The organism is Phytohabitans sp. LZ39, from assembly GCF_059359075.1.
On record NZ_JCADBM010000012.1, the window covers coordinates 103,122 to 120,969 of the forward strand.

A 17,848-nucleotide genomic window follows, 5' to 3' on the forward strand; every position below is an offset into this window, starting at 1 on the left:
CACGATGTTGCAGGACAAGGTAGCGGTCGTCGCCGGCGTCGGCCCAGGGCTGGGCCGGGCCATCGCGTTGGCCTGCGCCCGCGCCGGTGCCGACGTGGTGCTGGCCGCGCGCAGCGAGCCGGTGCTCGCCGACGTCGCGAAGGAGGTCGAGGCCCTGGGCCGGCGCGCGCTGCCGGTGCCGACCGACCTGACCGACGACTCGGCGGTCGACGCGCTGGCGAAGGCCGCGGAGGACAACTTCGGCGGCGTGGACGCGTTGCTGTTCAACGCCTTCGCGGTCCCGACCTTCGAGGAGCTGGTCGCGATCGATCCCGCGGCGATGAAGGCGAGCCTGGAGCTGGACGTCTTCGGCGCGCTGCGCATCACCCAGCGGTTGGCGCCCACGCTGATCGCCCGCAAGGGCGCGATCGTCGTGACCAACGCGATGGTGGTGCGGCAGTCGAAGCCGAGGTTCGGCGCGTACAAGCTGTCGAAGAGCGGCCTGCTGTCGCTGGCGCAGAGCCTGTCGACGGAGCTCGGTCCGTCCGGCGTCCGGGTCAACACGGTGATGCCGAACTACGTCTGGTCCGAGCCACTGCGGGGCTACTTCGCCTACCTGGCGGGGGAGCGCGGGGTGACCGAGCAGGAGGTCTACGACGAGGCCGCCGCCACGCTGGACCTGCGCCGCCTCCCGGAGGCGGCCGAGGTCGCGAACGCGGTGGTCTTCCTGGCCTCGAGTCAGGCCAGCGCCATCACCGGCCAGTGCTTGCACGTCAACGGTGGCGAGCTGCACGCCTGACCGCGCATGAAGCCGCCACGGTGGCTTCGGGTCGATCAGGGAGTTTGGTGGACGCCCACCAGCTCCCTGATCGACAGCAGTGGCTCAGCCGACCGGGACGGTGGCCGGCTCGGGGAGCTGGCGGCCCATGAAGCCGGTCAGGTCGCGCAGGTCGCGCGCCAGCACCGCGAGGTCGTCCGCGATCAGCGCCTGCGGCCCGTCGCACAGCGCCACGCTCGGCTCGGGGTGCACGTCGACCACGAGGCCGTCCGCACCGGCGACGACCGCCGCGCGGCTGAGTGGGAGCACCAGGTCCCGGCGGCCGCCGGAGTGTGACGGGTCGACGATGACCGGCAGGTGCGAGAGGCTCTGCGCCACCGGTACGGCCGAGATGTCGAGCGTGTTGCGGGTGGCGGTCTCGAAGGTCCGGATGCCGCGCTCGCAGAGGACGACGTCGAGGTTGCCGCGCTGCGCGATGTACTCGGCGGCCATCAGCCACTCCTCGATGGTCGCGGACAGGCCGCGCTTGAGCAGCACCGGCTTACCCACGGCGCCCAGCGCCTGGAGCAGCGCGAAGTTTTGCATGTTGCGGGCGCCAACCTGGAGCATGTCGGCGTACTGGGCGACCATGTCGACCTGGTCGGCGTCGAGCACCTCGGTCACGAACGGGAGGCCGGTCTCCGCGCGCACGTCGGCCAGGATCCGCAGGCCCCGCTCACCCAGACCCTGGAACGCGTAGGGCGAGGTGCGCGGCTTGAAGGCACCGCCGCGCAGCAGGACGGCGCCGGCGCGCTGGGCCATCCGGGCCGCGGCGAGCGTCTGGTCGGGCGTCTCCACGGCGCACGGGCCGGCGATCAGCGTGACCGTGTCAGGGCCGATCGGCACGCCGCCCACCCGCACGGCGGAGCGGGCCGGATGGTGTTCGCGGCTGACCAGCTTGTAGCCGGCCGAGATCCGGGTGACGTCGCGGACGCCACGCATGCCGCGGATGTTGAGCCGGGCGAACTGCTCCACGTCACCGACGAGACCGATGATGACGCGACTGATGCCCCGGCTGACGAACGCCTCGCCGCCTGCCGACTCCACGAGGGCAACGACGGCCTGGATGTCCGAGGGCTTGGCATCCGATGCCATGACGACGACCACTGTGTGCCCCTTTCAACCGGGCGGAACGCCCGCTACGAGCGGTGCCCCACGCCCGGAGGCCCTTGGAGGTCCGGACGCAACCGGGTGGCACCGCGAAGATAGACATGCTCCACATCGGATGGTGAACGATCGGTGTGTACGTGTGCCAGGAGCCGGATCACCCGCCGCATGGCGCCCGGGACGGCGATCTCCACGGCGCACAGCAGCGGCACGTCGGCGAGGCCGAGGCCGCGGGCCGCCGCGGCGGGGAAGCGGCTGACGAGGTCCGGCGTCATCGTGAAGAGGACGCTGATGATGTCGCCGGCCGCCAGCCCGTTGCGGCCGATGACCTCGGCCACGAGAAGGCGGGTGCCGGCATCGATCGCGGCCGGATCATCGCGGTCGACCTGGATCGCGCCGCGGATGGCGCGCACGGAGCTCACCATGTCCTCCTTGGACAGACATCCCCCGCCGGCACCGATGCTATCGGCGCGGCGGGCGGGTTTCTTCTCCTGAAATGCCTGTGGCATAAGGCAACGACAGAGATGACGGCGCTCCGTGCCGCGCGCATGCTCGAAGGAATCACGAAGTCCAACGTGGACACGCACCCGTCGAGTGAGAGGGCAGACGTGTGACAGAGCAGCCTAACGTGATCTCCGACCTGGCCGCCGAGGGCGACGATCTCGACCGCCTGGTGGCCGGCCTCGACGCTGCCGGATGGGCACTGCCCACACCGGCCGCGGGTTGGACGATCGCCCACCAGATCGCCCACCTCGCCGCGACGTTTCGCATGGCCGGGCTGGCGGCCGCCGACCCGGAGCGGTTCACGGCCATGGCCTCCCAGCTGAGCCCAGACTTCGACAAGAACGTCGAGGGAGCTCTCGCCGGCTTCCTCGCGCAGCCGCCGGACGCGCTGCTCGCCAGCTGGCGAGCCGAGCGTGCGCGGGCGGGGCAGGCGCTCAGCGCCCTCCCGCTCGACCACATGGTGCCCTGGCTGGTCCGCCCGCTGCCGGTCGCCGTCCTCGCGGCCGCCGGCATGATGGAGCTCATCGGGCACGGACAGGACGTCGCGGACGCGCTCGGCGTGCGGCGGGAGTTCACCGACCGGATCGGGCACGTCGTGGCGTTCGCGGTGCGCACCTGGGACTTCGGCTACCTGGCTCGTGGCCTCAAGGCTCCCGACGTGCAGTTCCGGTTCGAGCTGACCGCGCCCTCCGGAAAGCTGTGGGCCTTCGGCCCGCCCGACGCGGTGCAGCGGATCACCGGCCCGGCGGCCGACTTCTGCATGCTGGTGACCCGGCGCCGGCACCACGCCGACCTCGGGCTCACCGCCACCGGGCCGGACGCCGAGCGGTGGCTGGACATCGCGCAGGCCTACCGCGGCCCGGCCGGACCGGGACGCGCACCGGGCCAGTTCGCGGCCGCCGCCCGGTAACCGGGTCGCCCGTGCCCAACGCTCCTCCCAAGCGGCTCCGGCTGCTTGGGAGGAGCTTTGGTCACGGGCGGGTGACCGGCGCGAAGCGCAGCGCGAGGTGGTGCTCCTGGGCCATCCGGCGCAGCGCGGACAGCGCGACGTCGAGCAGGATCGTCCGCACTACCGCTGCCGCCCGGTCGGCCTCCTCGCCGTCCGGCGGGAGCAGGTCGAGCTCCTCGACCGCCAGCCGCTCGGCCGCGATCGCGTACTCCGTGAAGAAGTCGGCGCCGAACTCGCAGCCGAGCTGCTGCAACGTCGCCAGCACGTGGGCGAGCCGGTCGCGGCCGGCCGCGCCGGGGCCGACCCGCCAGCCGAGCTCTCCGATGAACCGGTCGACGTCGGCCCGGGCCCGCCGCCTGGCGCCGGTCTCGCGAGCCGCCGGCTCGGAGGGGAAGACCGCCTGGTTGACGACGTCGTACAGCCCCGGCAGGGGCAGCTCCTCGTCTTCGATGGCGGTCAGCAGCTCGCGGACGGTGGAGAGGTCGAGCTGCCCGATGACGGTGAAAGCCCGGATCAGCCGCAGCCGCCGCACGTGCTCCTCGCCGTACTCCGCCTGGTTTCGGCCGGTCGGCGTGCCCGGCGGGAGGAGGCGCTCGCGGAGGTAGAACTTGATCGTGGCCACGGGCACGCCGGTGTGCTTGCTCAGATCGGAGATGCGCATGGACTCCCCCCGCCATAGCTCACCGGGAGCGCGTCGCCGTGGCGGCGGCGTCCTCTCAACCACGGTACGAGCGACAAGCGGACAACGTCCTCTTCATTGTTGCGGCCGCTAGGCCGCGGTGCGGCCAGCGTGGACGTGCGTGAAACGCGCCGCGGCGATCGACGGCACCGGATGCGTCTCGTCGCCGGACGACCTCGACAGGGCCAGCTTGCGGGCGTCGAGCAGGGCCAGCAGCACCGGCGGGTCGAGTGCCTGCGCGGGTTGGAGCCGCAGGTCGGCGCGGATGACGCCGTCCTTGTGTACGGTCAGCGGCCCGTGGCTGGCGACGGAGACGAGCCGCTCGGCACTGTCGGCGGCGGCGCCCGGCTCGTCGAAGTCGCCGGCGACCGACTGCGCCAGCAGGTACCAGGTGCCGGGCGGCACGTCGTCGAACTCGTACAGGCCCGGTCTGGGCAGGATGGAGCACCGCACCGGCAGGCCCTCCGGCACCCGGGTGGGAAACAGGCCGGCGAACACCAGGCCGGGCGCCTCGCCGGGCGGGAGGGAGATACTGCCGTACACCTGGGCGCTGGCGGCCTTCGCCATGCCGAAGCGCGGGTCGGTGGGGATCTGGTGGGCAAACCCGGACAGCTTGCGGTAGGTGGTCGGCGACATGCCGACGCTCCTGGTGAACCGCGAGCTGAAGGTGCCGACGCTGTTGTAGCCGACCCGCATGCTGATGTCGGCGACATTCAACGAGGTCGACACCAGAAGGTCCTTTGCCCGCTGTAGTCGCAGGGCGGACAGAAAACGACCGGGGGATATCCCCGTGGCGCGCTGGAAGATGCGCGTGAAATGAAACTTGCTAAACATCGCCGAGCGCGCCATATCGTCGACGGTAAGCTGCTCGCCGAGATTTTCCCGCATTGTTGCGATGGCGCGCCTAACGGCTTGCTCGATTGAGTCCGCCACGATACCTCCATCGACCGAGAATGCCGTACGGCTTTGCGTATTCGATTCCCGCGGAAGTCGTCCCCCCGCTGGCGAGGTCGGAGTTTGGAGTATCAGGAAGGCACCGTGAAAGGTGCTGACTTCTGTTTGATAAATGACGTGAGTCGCATTTTCTGCGACCCCGCTCCGCATCCCGACCAGGCACTTGTCTTGCCTGCGTCGAGGCTAGCGGAGTCCCGCCCTGTTAGCAATGCGGAGGATAGTCAACCGACCACGAAGCGCAATCGTGAAGTGGGCGCGAGCCGGTCCACGCGGGCGACGTGTCGGAATTGGGCCGGATTGAGATGCGCGCCCGGATAGTATTGCATCCCACTCTCCATAGCGGCAATCGCCGATCAAGACAGGTTCCTCGGCACGCCCGGATGAATCGGGTGGCGCCGGCGCTCCTGGCCACGCCGGCGCCAGCCCGTCACGCCGTGGGCACCACGGCTCGGCGGCCCGCGGTCTCGCCGTCGGGGGAGGGCGCGCCGTAACGCACCGCCACGCCGCGTTCCTGTGCCGCCCGCACGATCGCGGGCATGGCCCGTTCCGCCAGGGCCGCGATGGTCAGCGCCGGGTTGACCGTCAGCCCGCCCGGCACCGCGGAGCCGTCGGTGACGAAGATGCCGGGATGGCCGCGCAGCTCGTGCCGGTCGTCCAGCGCCGAGGTGGCCGGGTCGTCGCCGATCCGGCAGGACGCGAGGGGATGGACCGTGTACGCGCCGACGAGGTCGTTGGTCCACGGCGCCACGCGAGCCAGCCCGTCCCGTTCCAGGATGTCCTTGACCTCCGCGTCGGCCAGGGCCCACCCGCGCCGGGTGTTTTCGGTCGGCCGGTAGCGCAGCGGGCCATGGCCGAGCATCTGCTGCGAGAGCCGCAGCGCGTTGCCGGTCTCCGGCAGCGGACCGAAGACGCCCTCGTTGTCGTCCTCGGACATGATGAAGATCGTCAGCCAGGACTGCCAGCGGCGCAGCATCTCCTTCTTCTCCACGCCGAACCAGCTCGGGCCGGGCGCGCCCGGCACCTGGGCGAGGATCGTGCCCAGCCCCGGCGGGAAGTACAGCTGCTCGAGCGAGAAGCGCTCGTACTCCGGGAGGCTGCCGTCGAGCTTGTCCCAGCTGGCCACGGTCGGGCCGCGGCCGATCTGGTTGGCGGCGTAGGCCAGCCCGTCCGCCCGGGTCAGGCCGAGCACCTCGCGCACCCGGTCCTCGTCGAGGATCGCGGTGTTGAGCCGCTCCCCGTTGCCGGAGAAGTACCGGCCCACCGCCGGTGGCATCGGGCCGAGCGTCGACTCCGAGCGCTTCAGGATCACCGGCGTCGCGCCGGCGCCGGCGGCGACCACCACGATCTTCGCGTCGATCGCACCGCTGGCGTGCAGCACCCGGTAGTCCTCGTCGTCGACGATCCGGTAGTGCACCCGGTAGCCGCCGTCATCGGTGCGGGTCAGGTGCTGCACCTCGTGCATCGGGCGGATCTCGGCGCCGTGCGCGAGTGCCGCGGGCAGGTAGTTGAGCAGGAGCGAGCGCTTGGCGTCGAACCTGCACCCGGCCATCATCCAGTTGCAGTTGGTGCACATGTCGACGTCGACGGCCGACGGCACCGGGTTGGCGGTACGCCCGGCGTGCGCGCAGGCCGCCGCCCAGAGGCCGCCGGCGTACGGCACCTTCTCCCAGGTCTGCTGGGTGACCGGCAGGGCCTCGACGACCCGGTCGTACCACGGGTCGAGGCTGTCCCGGTCGATCGACGCCGGCCACATGCGGCGGCCGATGCTGCCCATCCGCTCGAAGACGAACCTCGGCGCCCGGGGCATCGTCGCGAAGTAGACGACGCTGCCGCCGCCGACGCAGTTGCCGCCGAGCACGCTCATCCCGTCGCCCACGACGAAGTCGAAGACCCGGGTGTACGACGAGCCGAGCTTGAAGTCGTGGTCGAACTCGTCGGCGGTGAGCCAGGGACCGCGCTCGAGGACCACGACCCGGGCGCCGCCCGCGGCGAGGTGGTAGGCCGCGATCGCGCCGCCGAAGCCACTGCCGATCACGAGAACGTCGGTCTTTTCGATTGTCGTCATGCTGGATCGCCCATCGGTGTGGTGTGGGGATGGATGGGGGACAGGGGCCGGCCGTAGGAGAACTCGTCGAATTCGAAAAGGCCCTCGGCGTTCGGCCGGAAATAGCCAATCGCGATTAGTCCGGGATGAGTGGACGCGAAGGCCTCGACGGTATTCATGTGGGCCGCGCTGTCGAAGGCCATGTTGCTGAACAAGGCCAGCCCGACCCACATCGGCTTCTCCGGATGGTCCGGTGCGGTGAGGCGCTGGACGAGCGCGGTCCGGTGCGCGAACGGCAGCGCCACGAACGCCGGCACGTCGCCGTCGAGCGTCACGCCCTGCTCGTCCGCGTACTGCTCGGCGTGGGCGTTGAGCCCCAGCGCCAGCGCCTCCAGCGTCGGGGCCAGGCCACCGCCGGGCTGCTCCAGCAGCTCCATCGCACCCGCCGCCACGGCGCCGCCGCCCGCCGCCGCGCCCGCCACCGCCCGGTCCTCCGGTGACCGTTTCTCTCCCGGAATGATGGTGTCGGCGAACGCCTCTATCGTGAGCGTCTTCGCCCTTACTCTGTCGTTGTCGCCCGGTTGCACGACATCGCCTCCTTCTCGCCGGTGACTTGTGCCGCAGGACGTGCGCGATTCGTCGAAGAATCGGGATAAATCAAATTCGCGGCAGCACCATCGTCCCGAGGGTGGCGGTGGGCGATCGTCTCCCTGCGTGCGCAAGGGAGCCTCGACTGGAATCTTTCCAAGGAGCGCACTTAGAGAGAAGAAACCGTCGGCCGGGCGCCACCACCATGGGAGGGACGACATGGAGGGGAGAGGCGCCCAAATGCCATCGGCACTCGGTTCACTTCGCAGGTTGGTGTTGACTCCGTCGTTCGACCACGTCAGCTTTTCGGGGCTGGGTTTTCCGGTACGGCAGACGGCGGCGACCGTACGACTCGAGGCCATTCCCCAGGCAGTCGTCTGCGGCTTTGAATGGGGCATCGAAGTACGCGGCCAATGGGAGCTGGAACGCCGCTTGGAACTCGTCGAAGCGGAGATGCGCGGATTCGCCTACGAAGGGGCGACGATGGCGCTGACCGTGCGGGACGCCATGGCGGCCGGGCGCGGCCACCGGGCCCGCGACCTGCTCCGCGGCCCCGCCGTGCCGCACACGTTCCTCACCTACATCGGGATCGGCTTCGCCATGGCCCGGCTGCCCCGGCCGCTCTGGCGCAACGTCCTGCCCGACCTGACCGGCACGCCGTACTACCCGACGATGAGCTGGCTGGCGGTGGACGGCTACGGCTTCGACCGTGCCTACTTCGACCGCGACCGCTGGGTGACCCGGCAGAAGCGACTCCCCGCGTACGCCTGGGACGGCCGCGCCGACTACTTCCCGCGCGCGGTCGACCAGGGCATCGGCCGGGCGCTCTGGTTCATCCACGGTGGACAGGCGCCGGATGTGGCCGCGGCGGTCGGCGCGTTCGCCGCCGACCGGCAGGCGGACCTGTGGAGCGGCGTCGGCCTCGCCGCGGCGTTCGCCGGTGGCAGTGACGCCGGCGGCCTCGGCGTGCTGTGCCGGGCCGCCGGCGAACACCGGCCGCATCTGGCCCAGGGCGCGGTCTTCGCGGCCAAGGCGCGGGCCTTCTCCGGGTTCGAGCCCGAGCACACCGAGGTCGCGGTGGGCGTCATGGCCGGCATGTCGATCGCGGCGGCGTCCGAGCTCGCCGACGTCGTCGCCGTCACCGGAGCGGACTCGTCATCGGAGCCGAACTACGAGGTGTGGCGGGAGAGGGTGCGCACGCACGTCGCCGCCCGACTGGGCATCGCGGGCTGACGCCGTCAGCCGGGCGTACCCGGTGCCCCCTTGAGCATCGCCATCAGGACCGGCGGATCGGTCGGGCGTACCGGGGTGAGCCGCACGTCGGCGGAGCGGACCCCGTGCCCGGGACCGATGACGAGCGGACCGTGGTTGCCGACGGAGACGTCCTGCTCACCGGAGAACGCCGGATGTGTGGTGAACTCGTTTTCGGAGCTCACCGCGTGCGCCAGCACGTACCAGGTGCCCGGCGGTGGGTTTTCCAGGACGAACTCGCCCGGCCCGGTCAGGACGGTGCAGGCGACCGGGAGGCTCTGCGGGATCCGGCCGGGGAAGAGCCCGACGAAGATCAGGCCCGGCTCGTCCGTGTGCTGCGCGAAGATGTCGCCGCGGATCAGGGTGGTCGGCGCGGCCGGCTCGCGCCGCGGCTCCTCCGGCAGCCCCGGCAAGTGGCCGCCGAGCTGGCGAAACCGTATCGGCGAGACACCGACGCTCGCGCTGAACCGGGTGCTGAAGGTGCCGACGCTGGCGTAGCCCACCTCGTGGCTGATGTCGGCGACGTTCAACGAGGTGGCCAGCAGCAGCTGCTTGGCCCGCTGGATGCGCAGCGCGGACAGGAATCGGCCCGGCGAAATTCCGGTTACCCGTTGGAAAATGCGCGTGAAATGGAACTTGCTGAACATCGCGGTCCGGGCCATGTCCTCAACGGTGATTTGCTCGCTGAGATTTTCGTGCATAATCTTGATGACCCGGTGCACCGCCTTCTCGATGACTTCGTCCACTTCTGCCTCCCCCGTGGCACAGAGTTATGTGCGAGACTCCCACGAATCCCGCATTCATTCCGAATTTTTGATGTGGGCTCGACAAGCCCTGTGTCAGGCGGATCTCAGGCTGCGGCGAGGTTTCCGGCATGTCTCAACGTCGGGTGGCGGCGGCTACCGGACGGCCGCTGCGGTATGAAGCAGATGCGGCGAAACCGTCTTCTGGGTGATGACCATAGCTCAGCGTGCGCCACGTGGCAACGCGCAGTGCATGTCATCAGATCGACATGCACTAATCGCGATTCGCGCGTCGGATTGGCGATAGTTGATAAGCCGTCTCGGCTCGTGAAAATGCACGTGCAACGTGAGTGAATTTCGGGACTGTGGCTCAGGCCGGGGGCAGCCGCACCGGTCGCCGGAGGTACAGCAGTCCCACCACGACCAGCACCACGAGCCCGTCGATGACCAGCAGCGTCGCGCCGATCGGGTCGACCCCGTGCCCGTGCGTGTCGCTCACGGCGGCGGTCGCCACCTCGACGGCCCGGTCCGAAGCGGGCGGCGGTGCGCCCGTGCCGACGCTGAAGCGCAAGATGCCCTTCGCTTCGCCACCGCCCTCGAACTCCACGTGGTAGGCCACCGTGTAGTCGCCGGCGGCGCCGATCGACACCGGCCGCCGGAGCGTGCCCGCGGCCACCAGGGCCAGCTCGCCCGTGTCGACCTTGGCGCCGCTCTCGTCGACGACCGCGACGTGCGAGTCGGCGGCGGCCGGGACGGCGGAGAACGTCAGCTCGACGGCGGCCGGTGCCGCCGCGAGGGCCGCCTGGGCGGCCGGGGTGCTCGCGGTCAACCCACCCTGGGCGGCGCCGGCGGGCGGCAACCCGAACACGGCGACGCCCAGGGTGAGGACCAGAAGCGCCGAGGCACGGCGGAGCATGCGCTACGCCACGGACGGCGCCGGCGAGCCGACCCGTTGCGGCTTGGATCTCGCCACGCAGCTGCACGACATCGCGTCCAGCTCGGCCCTGTTGGGGCGGAGGTGGTAGTACATCGCGATCATCATCGGGATGAACACGATCGAGTTGTAGAACAGGTGCAGCTCGACCCGGGTGATGACGAGCTGGAGGACGCTGGTCGGCTGGGCGGCGCCGAAGAAGGTCACGCTCGCCTGGGCCTGGATGAGCAGCAGCAGGTGCTCGATGTGGTGCCAGAACTGGATGACCAGCGCGATGGTCCACCAGACCTTCGCCCGTCCCACGAATCCCGGCCGGAGCAGGAAGAGGCCGGCGAGCATCACGATCGCGTACCCGTAGTGCAGCCACTCCGACGTGACGAGCCACGGGAAGACCTGGCCGAACACGCCGCGCGCCTGCGGTCGCGGCCGTCCGAGCACCCAGATCTGGTACGCCTGCACGAGATGCTCTGACCAGTGCGCTATCACGACGAAGAGATAAATGTTGAGGGTCGCGCGATGGTGCCTCTTGATCCAACCGACGATCCCGGGAGCGGAAGCGGTCTGAAGACCCGCCATGAGGTTCTCCATCCTGTAGTGGCTGACACACTTCCGTGCCGACGCTAGTGACGGATCCCCGCCGGCCTGTTCTTCGAAATTGCGGACCGTGCGGTCGGTTTTGGAGGTATCTGGGCGCGGAGCGCGCGCCGCAGTGCGCACTTTCGAAGAACGCCCGCGCGCCGTGCCGCCAGCATGCTGGTGGCAGCGTGCGCCGGCCGGTGCACGTCCGCTACCTCCTGGGGGATCGCGATGGCGCAGACCGGCATTGCCCGCGGCGGGCGGTCGACCCGCGACGACCTGCCTGGCCTCCGGCCGCGGGCGACGTCCACGTTCGTCAACGGGCACTTTCCCCGGCGTCGCGGGCTGATCGTGCTGTTGGCCAGCCTCGCCGGCTTCCTGCTGACGGTGGTGTGGTCGGCGGAGTTCGTCGACTCGACGATCGGCGACAACGTCGCGAACACGCTGCTCGGCCACGACGCCAAGGAGACGCCGATCGCGGGCATGGCGGCGGGGATCGCGTTCGCGTTCGTCTCCGGGCTGGCCGGTACGTTCACGGCCTGCAACATCGCGGCCTTCGGCGCGATGGCGCCGATGCTGGGCGGTGGCAGCCGATGGAGCCGCGTCGGGCGGTCGCTCAAGCCCCTCGGATGGCTCGCCGTCGGGATGATCGCGGTCTCCGCCACGTACGGCGCGATCGTCGGACTCGTGGGCACGTCGATGCCGCAGTTCTCGACCGCGCAGAGCACGGCCGGCGTCCTGTCGCCGCGCAGCGTCCAGTCGATGGTGGTATTCGGGCTGATCGGCCTCGCGATGTTCTACCTGGGCCTCGCGGCGCTCGGCGTCGTGCCCGACCCGTTCGCGCGCGTCGCCCGGCGCTTTCCCAACGCGCCGATGGTGTTCATGGGCGTGCTGATCGGCGGGTTTCTCGTCGGCCGCCCGTTCAGCCTCTTCCGGCAGATGTTCCGGGACGCCGCGGAGAGCGGCAACCCGTTGTACGGCGCGGCGGCGTTCACCCTCCAGTCGCTCGGCAACATCGTGGTGATGGGCGTGCTGTTCCTACTTCTTGTGGCGGTCGCCGGGAGCAGGCTGCGCGACTGGTTCGCCGCCCGCCCGGCGCGCGTCGCGGTGGTCACGGCGGTGGCGCTCATCGTGGCGGGCGTGTTCACGTTCCTGTACTGGGATGTGCGGCTACTGGCCCGGCGGGAGATCATCCCCTGGTACCCGACCGCCCCCTGGTCCTGATCAGCGGCGGCGTGGGAGGGACGACGATGGGTGCGATCATGATCCACGGCACCCGCCGGGCGGGTGTGGAGCAGGTGCGATACCTCACCCCGATCCGGCTACGGGCCGCGCAGGGCCTCGTGGCCCGCGTGTACGAGCAGGTCGAGCGCGACTTCGGCATGCTGGCCCCGCCGGTCAGCCTGCACTCGCCCGCACCGGGACCGCTCGCCGCCTGCTGGTCGATGCTGCGCGAGACGCTGCTCGCCGGCGGCGTGGCCGACCGGGCGGTGAAGGAGGTCGTGGCGACGGCGGTCTCCCTCGGCAACTCCTGCCCGTACTGCGTGGACGTGCACGGCGCCACGCTGCACGGGCTGTCCTGGGGCGACGACGCGGCCGCGATCGCCGCCGACCAGATCGAGACGATCGCCGACCCCCGCGTGCGCGAGGTCGCCGACTGGGCACGGGCCTCCGGCACCCGGGAGACCGCCACCCGGCCGGTGCCGTTCGCGGCCGCGCTCGGGCCCGAGCTGATCGGCGTGGCGGTCGTCTTCCAGTACATCAACCGCATGGTCAACATCTTCCTCAGCGAGTCGCCGTTCCCGCCGGGGCTGCCCGCCGTGGCGCGCGGTGTGGTCAAGCGCGTCTTCGGCCGGATGCTGCGCCCCCTGGCCCGGCGGGTGCCGGAGCCGGGCGACTCGCTCGATCTGCTGCCGGCCGCCCCGCTGCCGCGGGACATGTCGTGGGCGGCCGGCAGCTCGGCCATCGCGCAGGCGTTCGCGCGTTCGGCCGCCGCGATCACCGCGGCGGGCGAGCGGTCGGTGGCCGCGCCGGTCCGCGAGCTCGTCACCGCGCGGCTCGCCACGTGGGACGGGCGCCCGGCGGGCCTGAGCCGGGCCTGGGTCGACGACGCCGTAGCGGGCCTGGCCACCGCCGATCGGGCCGCCGGCCGGCTGGCTCTGCTGGCCGCCTTCGCCTCGTACCAGGTGGGGCCGGACGACGTCGAGGACTTCCGGCGTGGCCACCCCGCCGACCAGGCACTCGTGGAGCTGACCTCCTGGGCCGCCCTGGCGGCGGCGCGGCAGGTGGGCACCTGGCTCGCGGTCGGGCTGCCGGCCGAGCCGCGGCCCGCCACCGGCCGGCCGGACAGCGGCGCACGCTCGAAGTAGGCCGGTCCGGACCCGCGCGCCAAGCTCGGTGGAGTGGGACGGGGAGGTAGCCATGGTCGCGGGTCGGGTCGTGTCGTCGGTGGTGCAACGTCAGGTCAAGTACGTGCGGACGGTACCGCCATCCGCCGCGGAAGGCCTCGTTGACGCCGTGTACCAGCAGGTGGCCGAGGAGATGCGGCTCGTCGTGCCGCCGGTCCTGCTGCACTCGCCGGCGCCGCCGGTGCTGGCCGCGTACTGGATGCTGATGCGCGAGCCGCTGATGACCGGGGGAGCCGTCGACCGGCTGGCCAAGGAGGCGGTGGCCGCCGCCGTTTCGGTGGCCAACATCTGCCCCTACTGCGTCGACATGCACAGCATGGGCATGTACGACCTCTCCACCGAGCACGACGCCGAGGCGATCGTCGCCGACCGGGTCGAGGAGGTAGCCGACGCCCGCGTGCGTGACCTGGCGGCGTGGGCCCGGGTGGCGCACCAGCCGGACGCGCCGGCGGTGCAGCGGCCCCCGTTCGCCGAGGCCGGCCGCGCCGAGCTGGTCGGCGTCGCGGTGAGCTTCCACTACCTCAGCCGGATGGTCAACGTCTTCCTGTCCAGCTTCCTGGTGCCGCCCCGTCTCGGCCCGCGCGCCCGCCGCCGCCTCAAGCAGGGCATCAGCCGCGTGCTCAGCGCGTCACTGCGGGAGATTCGCCCGCCCGGGCGCTCGCTGCCGCTGCTGCCCGACGCGCCGCTGCCGGCCGACGCCGGGTGGGCGGCAGGAAATCCAGCGGTCGCGTCCGCGGTCGCCCGGTCCTACGCCGCGCTCGAGGCGGCCGGCGAGCGGTCGCTGTCGCCGGCCGTACGCGAGCTCGTGCGGCGCCGGCTGGAGACGTGGCGTGGCGAGGAGCCCGGCCTGAGCCGGGAGTGGTGCGAGCGCCTGGTCACCCAGCTGCCCGAGGCCGACCAGGCCGCCGGCCGGCTGGCGTTGCTGGTGGCATTCGCCTCGTACCAGGTCGACGAGGACACCATCCGGGAGTTCCGGATCGGGCAGCCGGACGACGGGGCGCTGGTGGAGGCCGTCGCGTGGGCGAGCTACGCCGCCGCCCGCCGCGTGGGCAGCTGGCACCTGGTCGGCTGCGCGTCCTGATTCCACTAAAGTCCACAGTGGACATTGCACATCTGCGCAGCTAAGCGATAGTGGCAATCGCCACAACCGCATTATTGCGCTTCTGTCGCACGTTGGAAGAAGTCCGCAGCAAGCGCGAAGAAGACATTGGTAACGGTCCCTGCGAGGCTTCTACGGAGCCCACTCTCCGCGATGGGCAAAAGTCGACCGTTTGGGGGAGAGTTGACCAGTGCATGGCGAGCGCTGAGGCGCCGTATTTTGACACCTGACGTCTCGAACACGAGGCTCGACGTGCGCGGCTTCCACGTCAAGGACGCGGAATCGCGAGATTTGTTGGAGACCGTCGGCCGGACGTTTCTTCTCGGTTATGGATATGCCGCCGAGGCGCGCATGACAACCGACGCGGAAGAGCGCCTGGAAAGCGTCCCGACACGTTTTCGCGGTTTTGCGTACGAGGGCGCGGCAATGGGTTTCGCAATTCGCGACGCCATGCCCTTCGGCCGCGGAAACAGGGTCGCGCGATTCATCGCCGGCCGCGCCGAGGCGCACATCTACATGGTGTACGTCGGGGTCGGCTGGGCGATGGCCCGGCTGCCCCGGATGCTCTGGTCGCGGATCGCGCCGACCGATCCGCTGCTGCGCTGGCTCGCGCTCGACGGGTACGGCTTCCACCAGGCCTACTTCCGCACCCAGCGGTATGTGCACGAGCAGTACCGCGAGGAGCGGTTCCCGTGGCCGGCGGACGGACCGCGGTGGTACGCCGACCGCGTCATCGACCAGGGCATCGGCCGGGCGATGTGGTTCGTCGGCGGGACCGACGCGGACCTCGTCGCCACGATGATCGAAAAGTTCGCCGAACACCGGCGGGCCGACCTGTACGCCGGCGCCGGGCTGGCCGCCACCTACGCCGGTGGCGCCAGCGAAGCCGAGCTGCGGTCGTTCTGGGATCGGGCCGGCGACTGCCGCCCACAGGTCGCGCAGGGTTCCTCCTTCGCGGCGTCGGCCCGCCTCCGGGCCGGCCTGGTGGTGCCGCACAACGAGGTCGCGACCCAGGTGTTCTGCGGAATGGCGGCCACCGAGGCGGCGGAGGTGAGCGACCGCGTGCGCCCGGACGGGCCGGTCCGCGGCGAGTACCCCGCGTACGAGGTGTGGCGCCAGCGCATCGCCAACGAGTTCGTGTCGATCGGAAGGTGCTAGCACATGGCCCAGAGAGTTGGTTGGCTGCGTAGGCAGCTGCCCGGAATCGTCGCCCTGGCGCTCGTCGCGACGCTGTTCCAGGTCTCCCGGCTGCCCAGCGCGTCAGCCGCCGAGCTGGAGAGCATGGCGAGCAGGTACGGGTTCGAGTCGATGTCGATCGCGATGCCCGGCGGGTACCCGCAACAGACGATCCGCAAGGTCAACAAGGACTACCGGAACATCGACGCGTGGATCTCGTCGGTCGGTGCCGGTGTGGCGATGAACGACCTCGACGGCGACGGTCTGTCGAACGACCTGTGCATCACCGATCCCCGCATCGACAAGGTCGTGGTGACGCCGGTGCCCGGCGCCCGGGAGGGCCGGTACGCGCCGTTCGCGCTGGATCCCGCCGGGCTGCCGATGGGCGTGGCGATGGCGCCGATGGGCTGCCTCCCCGGTGACTTCAACGAGGACGGGCGGATGGACGCGCTCGTCTACCTGTGGGGCCGCACGCCGATCCTCTACCTGGCGCGCGAAACCCAGGGCGAGACGGCGTTGAGCGCGGCCTCCTTCCAGCCCACCGAGCTGGTGCCGGGCGGCAAGGGTCCGGGCTATACCGGTCCACTGTGGAACTCCAACTCCGCTGCGGCGGACGACTTCGACGGTGACGGCCACGTCGACATCTACATCGGCAACTACTTCCCGCACGGCCCGGTGCTGGACGACACGAAGAGCACGGGCGTGTCGATGAACCACTCCATGTCCAACGCCTTCAACGGCGGTGAGGACTACCTCTTCCGGTTCACCGGCGCCACCGCCGGCACGCGGCCGGCGGCCACGTTCGAGATGGTCGCGGACGCGCTGCCGCGCGACGTCTCCAAGGGCTGGGTGCTCGCGTCGGGCGCGAACGACTTCGACGGCGACCAGCTGCCGGAGCTTTACCTGGCGCACGACTTCGGCCCGGACCGCCTGCTCTACAACCAGTCGACGCCGGGCCGGTTCAAGTTCTCGCCGGTCAAGGCGGTTCGCGAGCCGTTCGTGCCCAAGTCGAAGCGGGTCGGCGCGGACTCGTTCAAGGGCATGGGCGTCGACTTCGGCGACCTCGACGGCGACGGCCTCTACGACATGTACGTCAGCAACATCACGACGACGTTCGGCCTGGAGGAGAGCCACTTCGCGTACATGAGCACGGCCAAGGACGTGGACGACCTGCGGGCCAAGCTGGGCGACGGCACCGCGCCGTTCGAGGACCGCAGCGCCCCGCTGGGCCTGGCCTGGTCCGGCTGGGGCTGGGACGTGAAGCTGGCCGACTTCAACAACAGCGGCAACCTGGCCGTCGCGCAGACGACCGGCTTCGTCAAGGGCGAGGTCAACCGCTGGCCTCAGCTTCAGGAGCTGGCGATGGCGAACGACGGCGTGGTGACCAACCCGTACTGGTGGCCGCACGTGGTGGCCGGCGACGACATCGGCGGCAGCCAGCGACTGCACTTCTTCGTCAAGGACGAGAACGGCCGGTACTGCGACCTGTCCAAGCAGCTGGGCCTGGACGTGCCGGTGCCCACGCGGGGCATCGCGACCGGTGACGCGGACGGCGACGGCCGGCTCGACTTCGCGGTCGCCCGGCAGTGGGACGCGCCGGTCTACTACCACAACGAGAGCCCGTCCCCGGGCGCCTTCCTAGGGCTGCGGCTGACCCACGCGCCCGCGCCGGCCGACGGCCCGTCCGCGGGGGACCAGCCCGGCACCAATACGGACCAGCCCGGCACCACCACGGACCAGCCCGGCACCGCCACGGACCAGCCCGCCGCCGACGTCCCCGGCTCCCCGGTCGTCGGCGCGCAGGTGACCGTCACGACCGAGGACGGGCGCACGCTGCTCGGCCGGGTCGACGGCGGCAGCGGCCACTCCGGCAAGCGCAGCCACGAGGTGCACATCGGCCTCGGCGAGAACGTCAACGGGCCGGTGCAGGTGCACCTGCGGTGGCGGGACCGTGCCGGAGAGGTGCACCAGCAAGACCTTCGACTGACCCCGGGCTGGCACTCGCTCGAGCTCGGCGCCCTGGCCCTGGAGAGGTGACGG

General features: G+C 70.8%; 17 protein-coding genes. 8 read left to right on the forward strand and 9 right to left on the reverse strand.

The window, feature by feature from the left end; translation table 11 throughout:
* Positions 1-4: 4 nt before the first annotated feature.
* Positions 5-778, forward strand: coding sequence for an SDR family oxidoreductase (locus AC5L36_RS23190; protein ID WP_441219433.1), 774 nt, complete (start codon positions 5-7; stop codon positions 776-778).
* 84 nt (positions 779-862) lie between these two features.
* Here the strand turns inward: AC5L36_RS23190 and aroF are convergent, their stop codons facing one another.
* Together aroF and aroH are read right to left on the reverse strand one after the other, a co-directional pair.
* The gene (gene aroF, locus AC5L36_RS23195; RefSeq protein WP_441219435.1) at positions 863-1,891 is read right to left on the reverse strand and encodes a 3-deoxy-7-phosphoheptulonate synthase; all 1,029 of its coding nucleotides are present in this window, start codon (positions 1,889-1,891) and stop codon (positions 863-865) included.
* Positions 1,892-1,935: 44 nt separating this feature from the next.
* A complete protein-coding gene (gene aroH, locus AC5L36_RS23200; protein ID WP_441219437.1) occupies positions 1,936-2,325 on the reverse strand; it encodes a chorismate mutase in 390 nt (129 codons plus the stop codon).
* A 188-nt stretch (positions 2,326-2,513) separates the two neighbouring features.
* Here aroH and AC5L36_RS23205 point away from each other — a divergent pair, with 188 nt between their 5' ends.
* On the forward strand, positions 2,514-3,317 hold the full coding sequence (locus AC5L36_RS23205; RefSeq protein WP_441219439.1) for a TIGR03084 family metal-binding protein: 804 nt from the start codon (positions 2,514-2,516) through the stop codon (positions 3,315-3,317).
* A 61-nt stretch (positions 3,318-3,378) separates the two neighbouring features.
* On the opposite strand, the gene AC5L36_RS23210 is transcribed toward AC5L36_RS23205, so the two are convergent.
* From AC5L36_RS23210 to AC5L36_RS23225, 4 genes are all read right to left on the reverse strand, one after another.
* Positions 3,379-4,017, reverse strand: coding sequence for a MerR family transcriptional regulator (locus AC5L36_RS23210; RefSeq protein WP_441219441.1), 639 nt, complete (start codon positions 4,015-4,017; stop codon positions 3,379-3,381).
* A gap of 108 nt (positions 4,018-4,125) precedes the next feature.
* The gene (locus tag AC5L36_RS23215) at positions 4,126-4,968 is read right to left on the reverse strand and encodes a helix-turn-helix domain-containing protein (RefSeq protein WP_441219443.1); all 843 of its coding nucleotides are present in this window, start codon (positions 4,966-4,968) and stop codon (positions 4,126-4,128) included.
* Between the two features lie 448 nt (positions 4,969-5,416).
* A complete protein-coding gene (locus tag AC5L36_RS23220) occupies positions 5,417-7,054 on the reverse strand; it encodes an FAD-dependent oxidoreductase (protein WP_441219445.1) in 1,638 nt (545 codons plus the stop codon).
* Positions 7,051-7,620 carry a DUF5987 family protein gene (locus AC5L36_RS23225; RefSeq protein ID WP_441219447.1) on the reverse strand — a complete coding sequence of 190 codons (570 nt, stop codon included), beginning with the start codon at positions 7,618-7,620 and terminating at the stop codon, positions 7,051-7,053. Before AC5L36_RS23225 ends, AC5L36_RS23220 begins: the two co-directional genes overlap by 4 nt.
* Before the next feature lie 241 nt (positions 7,621-7,861).
* On the opposite strand from AC5L36_RS23225, the gene AC5L36_RS23230 reads away from it, so the two are divergent.
* Positions 7,862-8,854, forward strand: coding sequence for a DUF1702 family protein (locus tag AC5L36_RS23230; protein ID WP_441219449.1), 993 nt, complete (start codon positions 7,862-7,864; stop codon positions 8,852-8,854).
* Between the two features lie 5 nt (positions 8,855-8,859).
* On the opposite strand, the gene AC5L36_RS23235 is transcribed toward AC5L36_RS23230, so the two are convergent.
* From AC5L36_RS23235 to AC5L36_RS23245, 3 genes are all read right to left on the reverse strand, one after another.
* Positions 8,860-9,618 (reverse strand): AraC family transcriptional regulator, encoded by a 759-nt coding sequence (locus AC5L36_RS23235; RefSeq protein ID WP_441219451.1) that lies wholly within the window; start codon positions 9,616-9,618, stop codon positions 8,860-8,862.
* A 367-nt stretch (positions 9,619-9,985) separates the two neighbouring features.
* Positions 9,986-10,531 (reverse strand): copper resistance CopC family protein, encoded by a 546-nt coding sequence (locus AC5L36_RS23240; protein WP_441219453.1) that lies wholly within the window; start codon positions 10,529-10,531, stop codon positions 9,986-9,988.
* Between the two features lie 3 nt (positions 10,532-10,534).
* The gene (locus tag AC5L36_RS23245) at positions 10,535-11,125 is read right to left on the reverse strand and encodes a hypothetical protein (protein ID WP_441219455.1); all 591 of its coding nucleotides are present in this window, start codon (positions 11,123-11,125) and stop codon (positions 10,535-10,537) included.
* A gap of 231 nt (positions 11,126-11,356) precedes the next feature.
* Here AC5L36_RS23245 and AC5L36_RS23250 point away from each other — a divergent pair, with 231 nt between their 5' ends.
* The 5 genes from AC5L36_RS23250 (at position 11,357) to AC5L36_RS23270 (ending at position 17,845) form a co-directional block, all read left to right on the forward strand.
* Positions 11,357-12,349 (forward strand): hypothetical protein, encoded by a 993-nt coding sequence (locus AC5L36_RS23250; protein ID WP_441219457.1) that lies wholly within the window; start codon positions 11,357-11,359, stop codon positions 12,347-12,349.
* 26 nt (positions 12,350-12,375) lie between these two features.
* Positions 12,376-13,494 (forward strand): carboxymuconolactone decarboxylase family protein, encoded by a 1,119-nt coding sequence (locus AC5L36_RS23255; RefSeq protein WP_441219459.1) that lies wholly within the window; start codon positions 12,376-12,378, stop codon positions 13,492-13,494.
* A gap of 52 nt (positions 13,495-13,546) precedes the next feature.
* Positions 13,547-14,614, forward strand: coding sequence for a carboxymuconolactone decarboxylase family protein (locus AC5L36_RS23260; RefSeq protein ID WP_441219460.1), 1,068 nt, complete (start codon positions 13,547-13,549; stop codon positions 14,612-14,614).
* A 171-nt stretch (positions 14,615-14,785) separates the two neighbouring features.
* Positions 14,786-15,790, forward strand: coding sequence for a DUF1702 family protein (locus tag AC5L36_RS23265; protein WP_441219461.1), 1,005 nt, complete (start codon positions 14,786-14,788; stop codon positions 15,788-15,790).
* A gap of 3 nt (positions 15,791-15,793) precedes the next feature.
* Positions 15,794-17,845, forward strand: a complete 2,052-nt coding sequence (locus AC5L36_RS23270) for a CRTAC1 family protein (protein WP_441219463.1) — start codon at positions 15,794-15,796, stop codon at positions 17,843-17,845.
* Positions 17,846-17,848 lie beyond the last annotated feature (3 nt).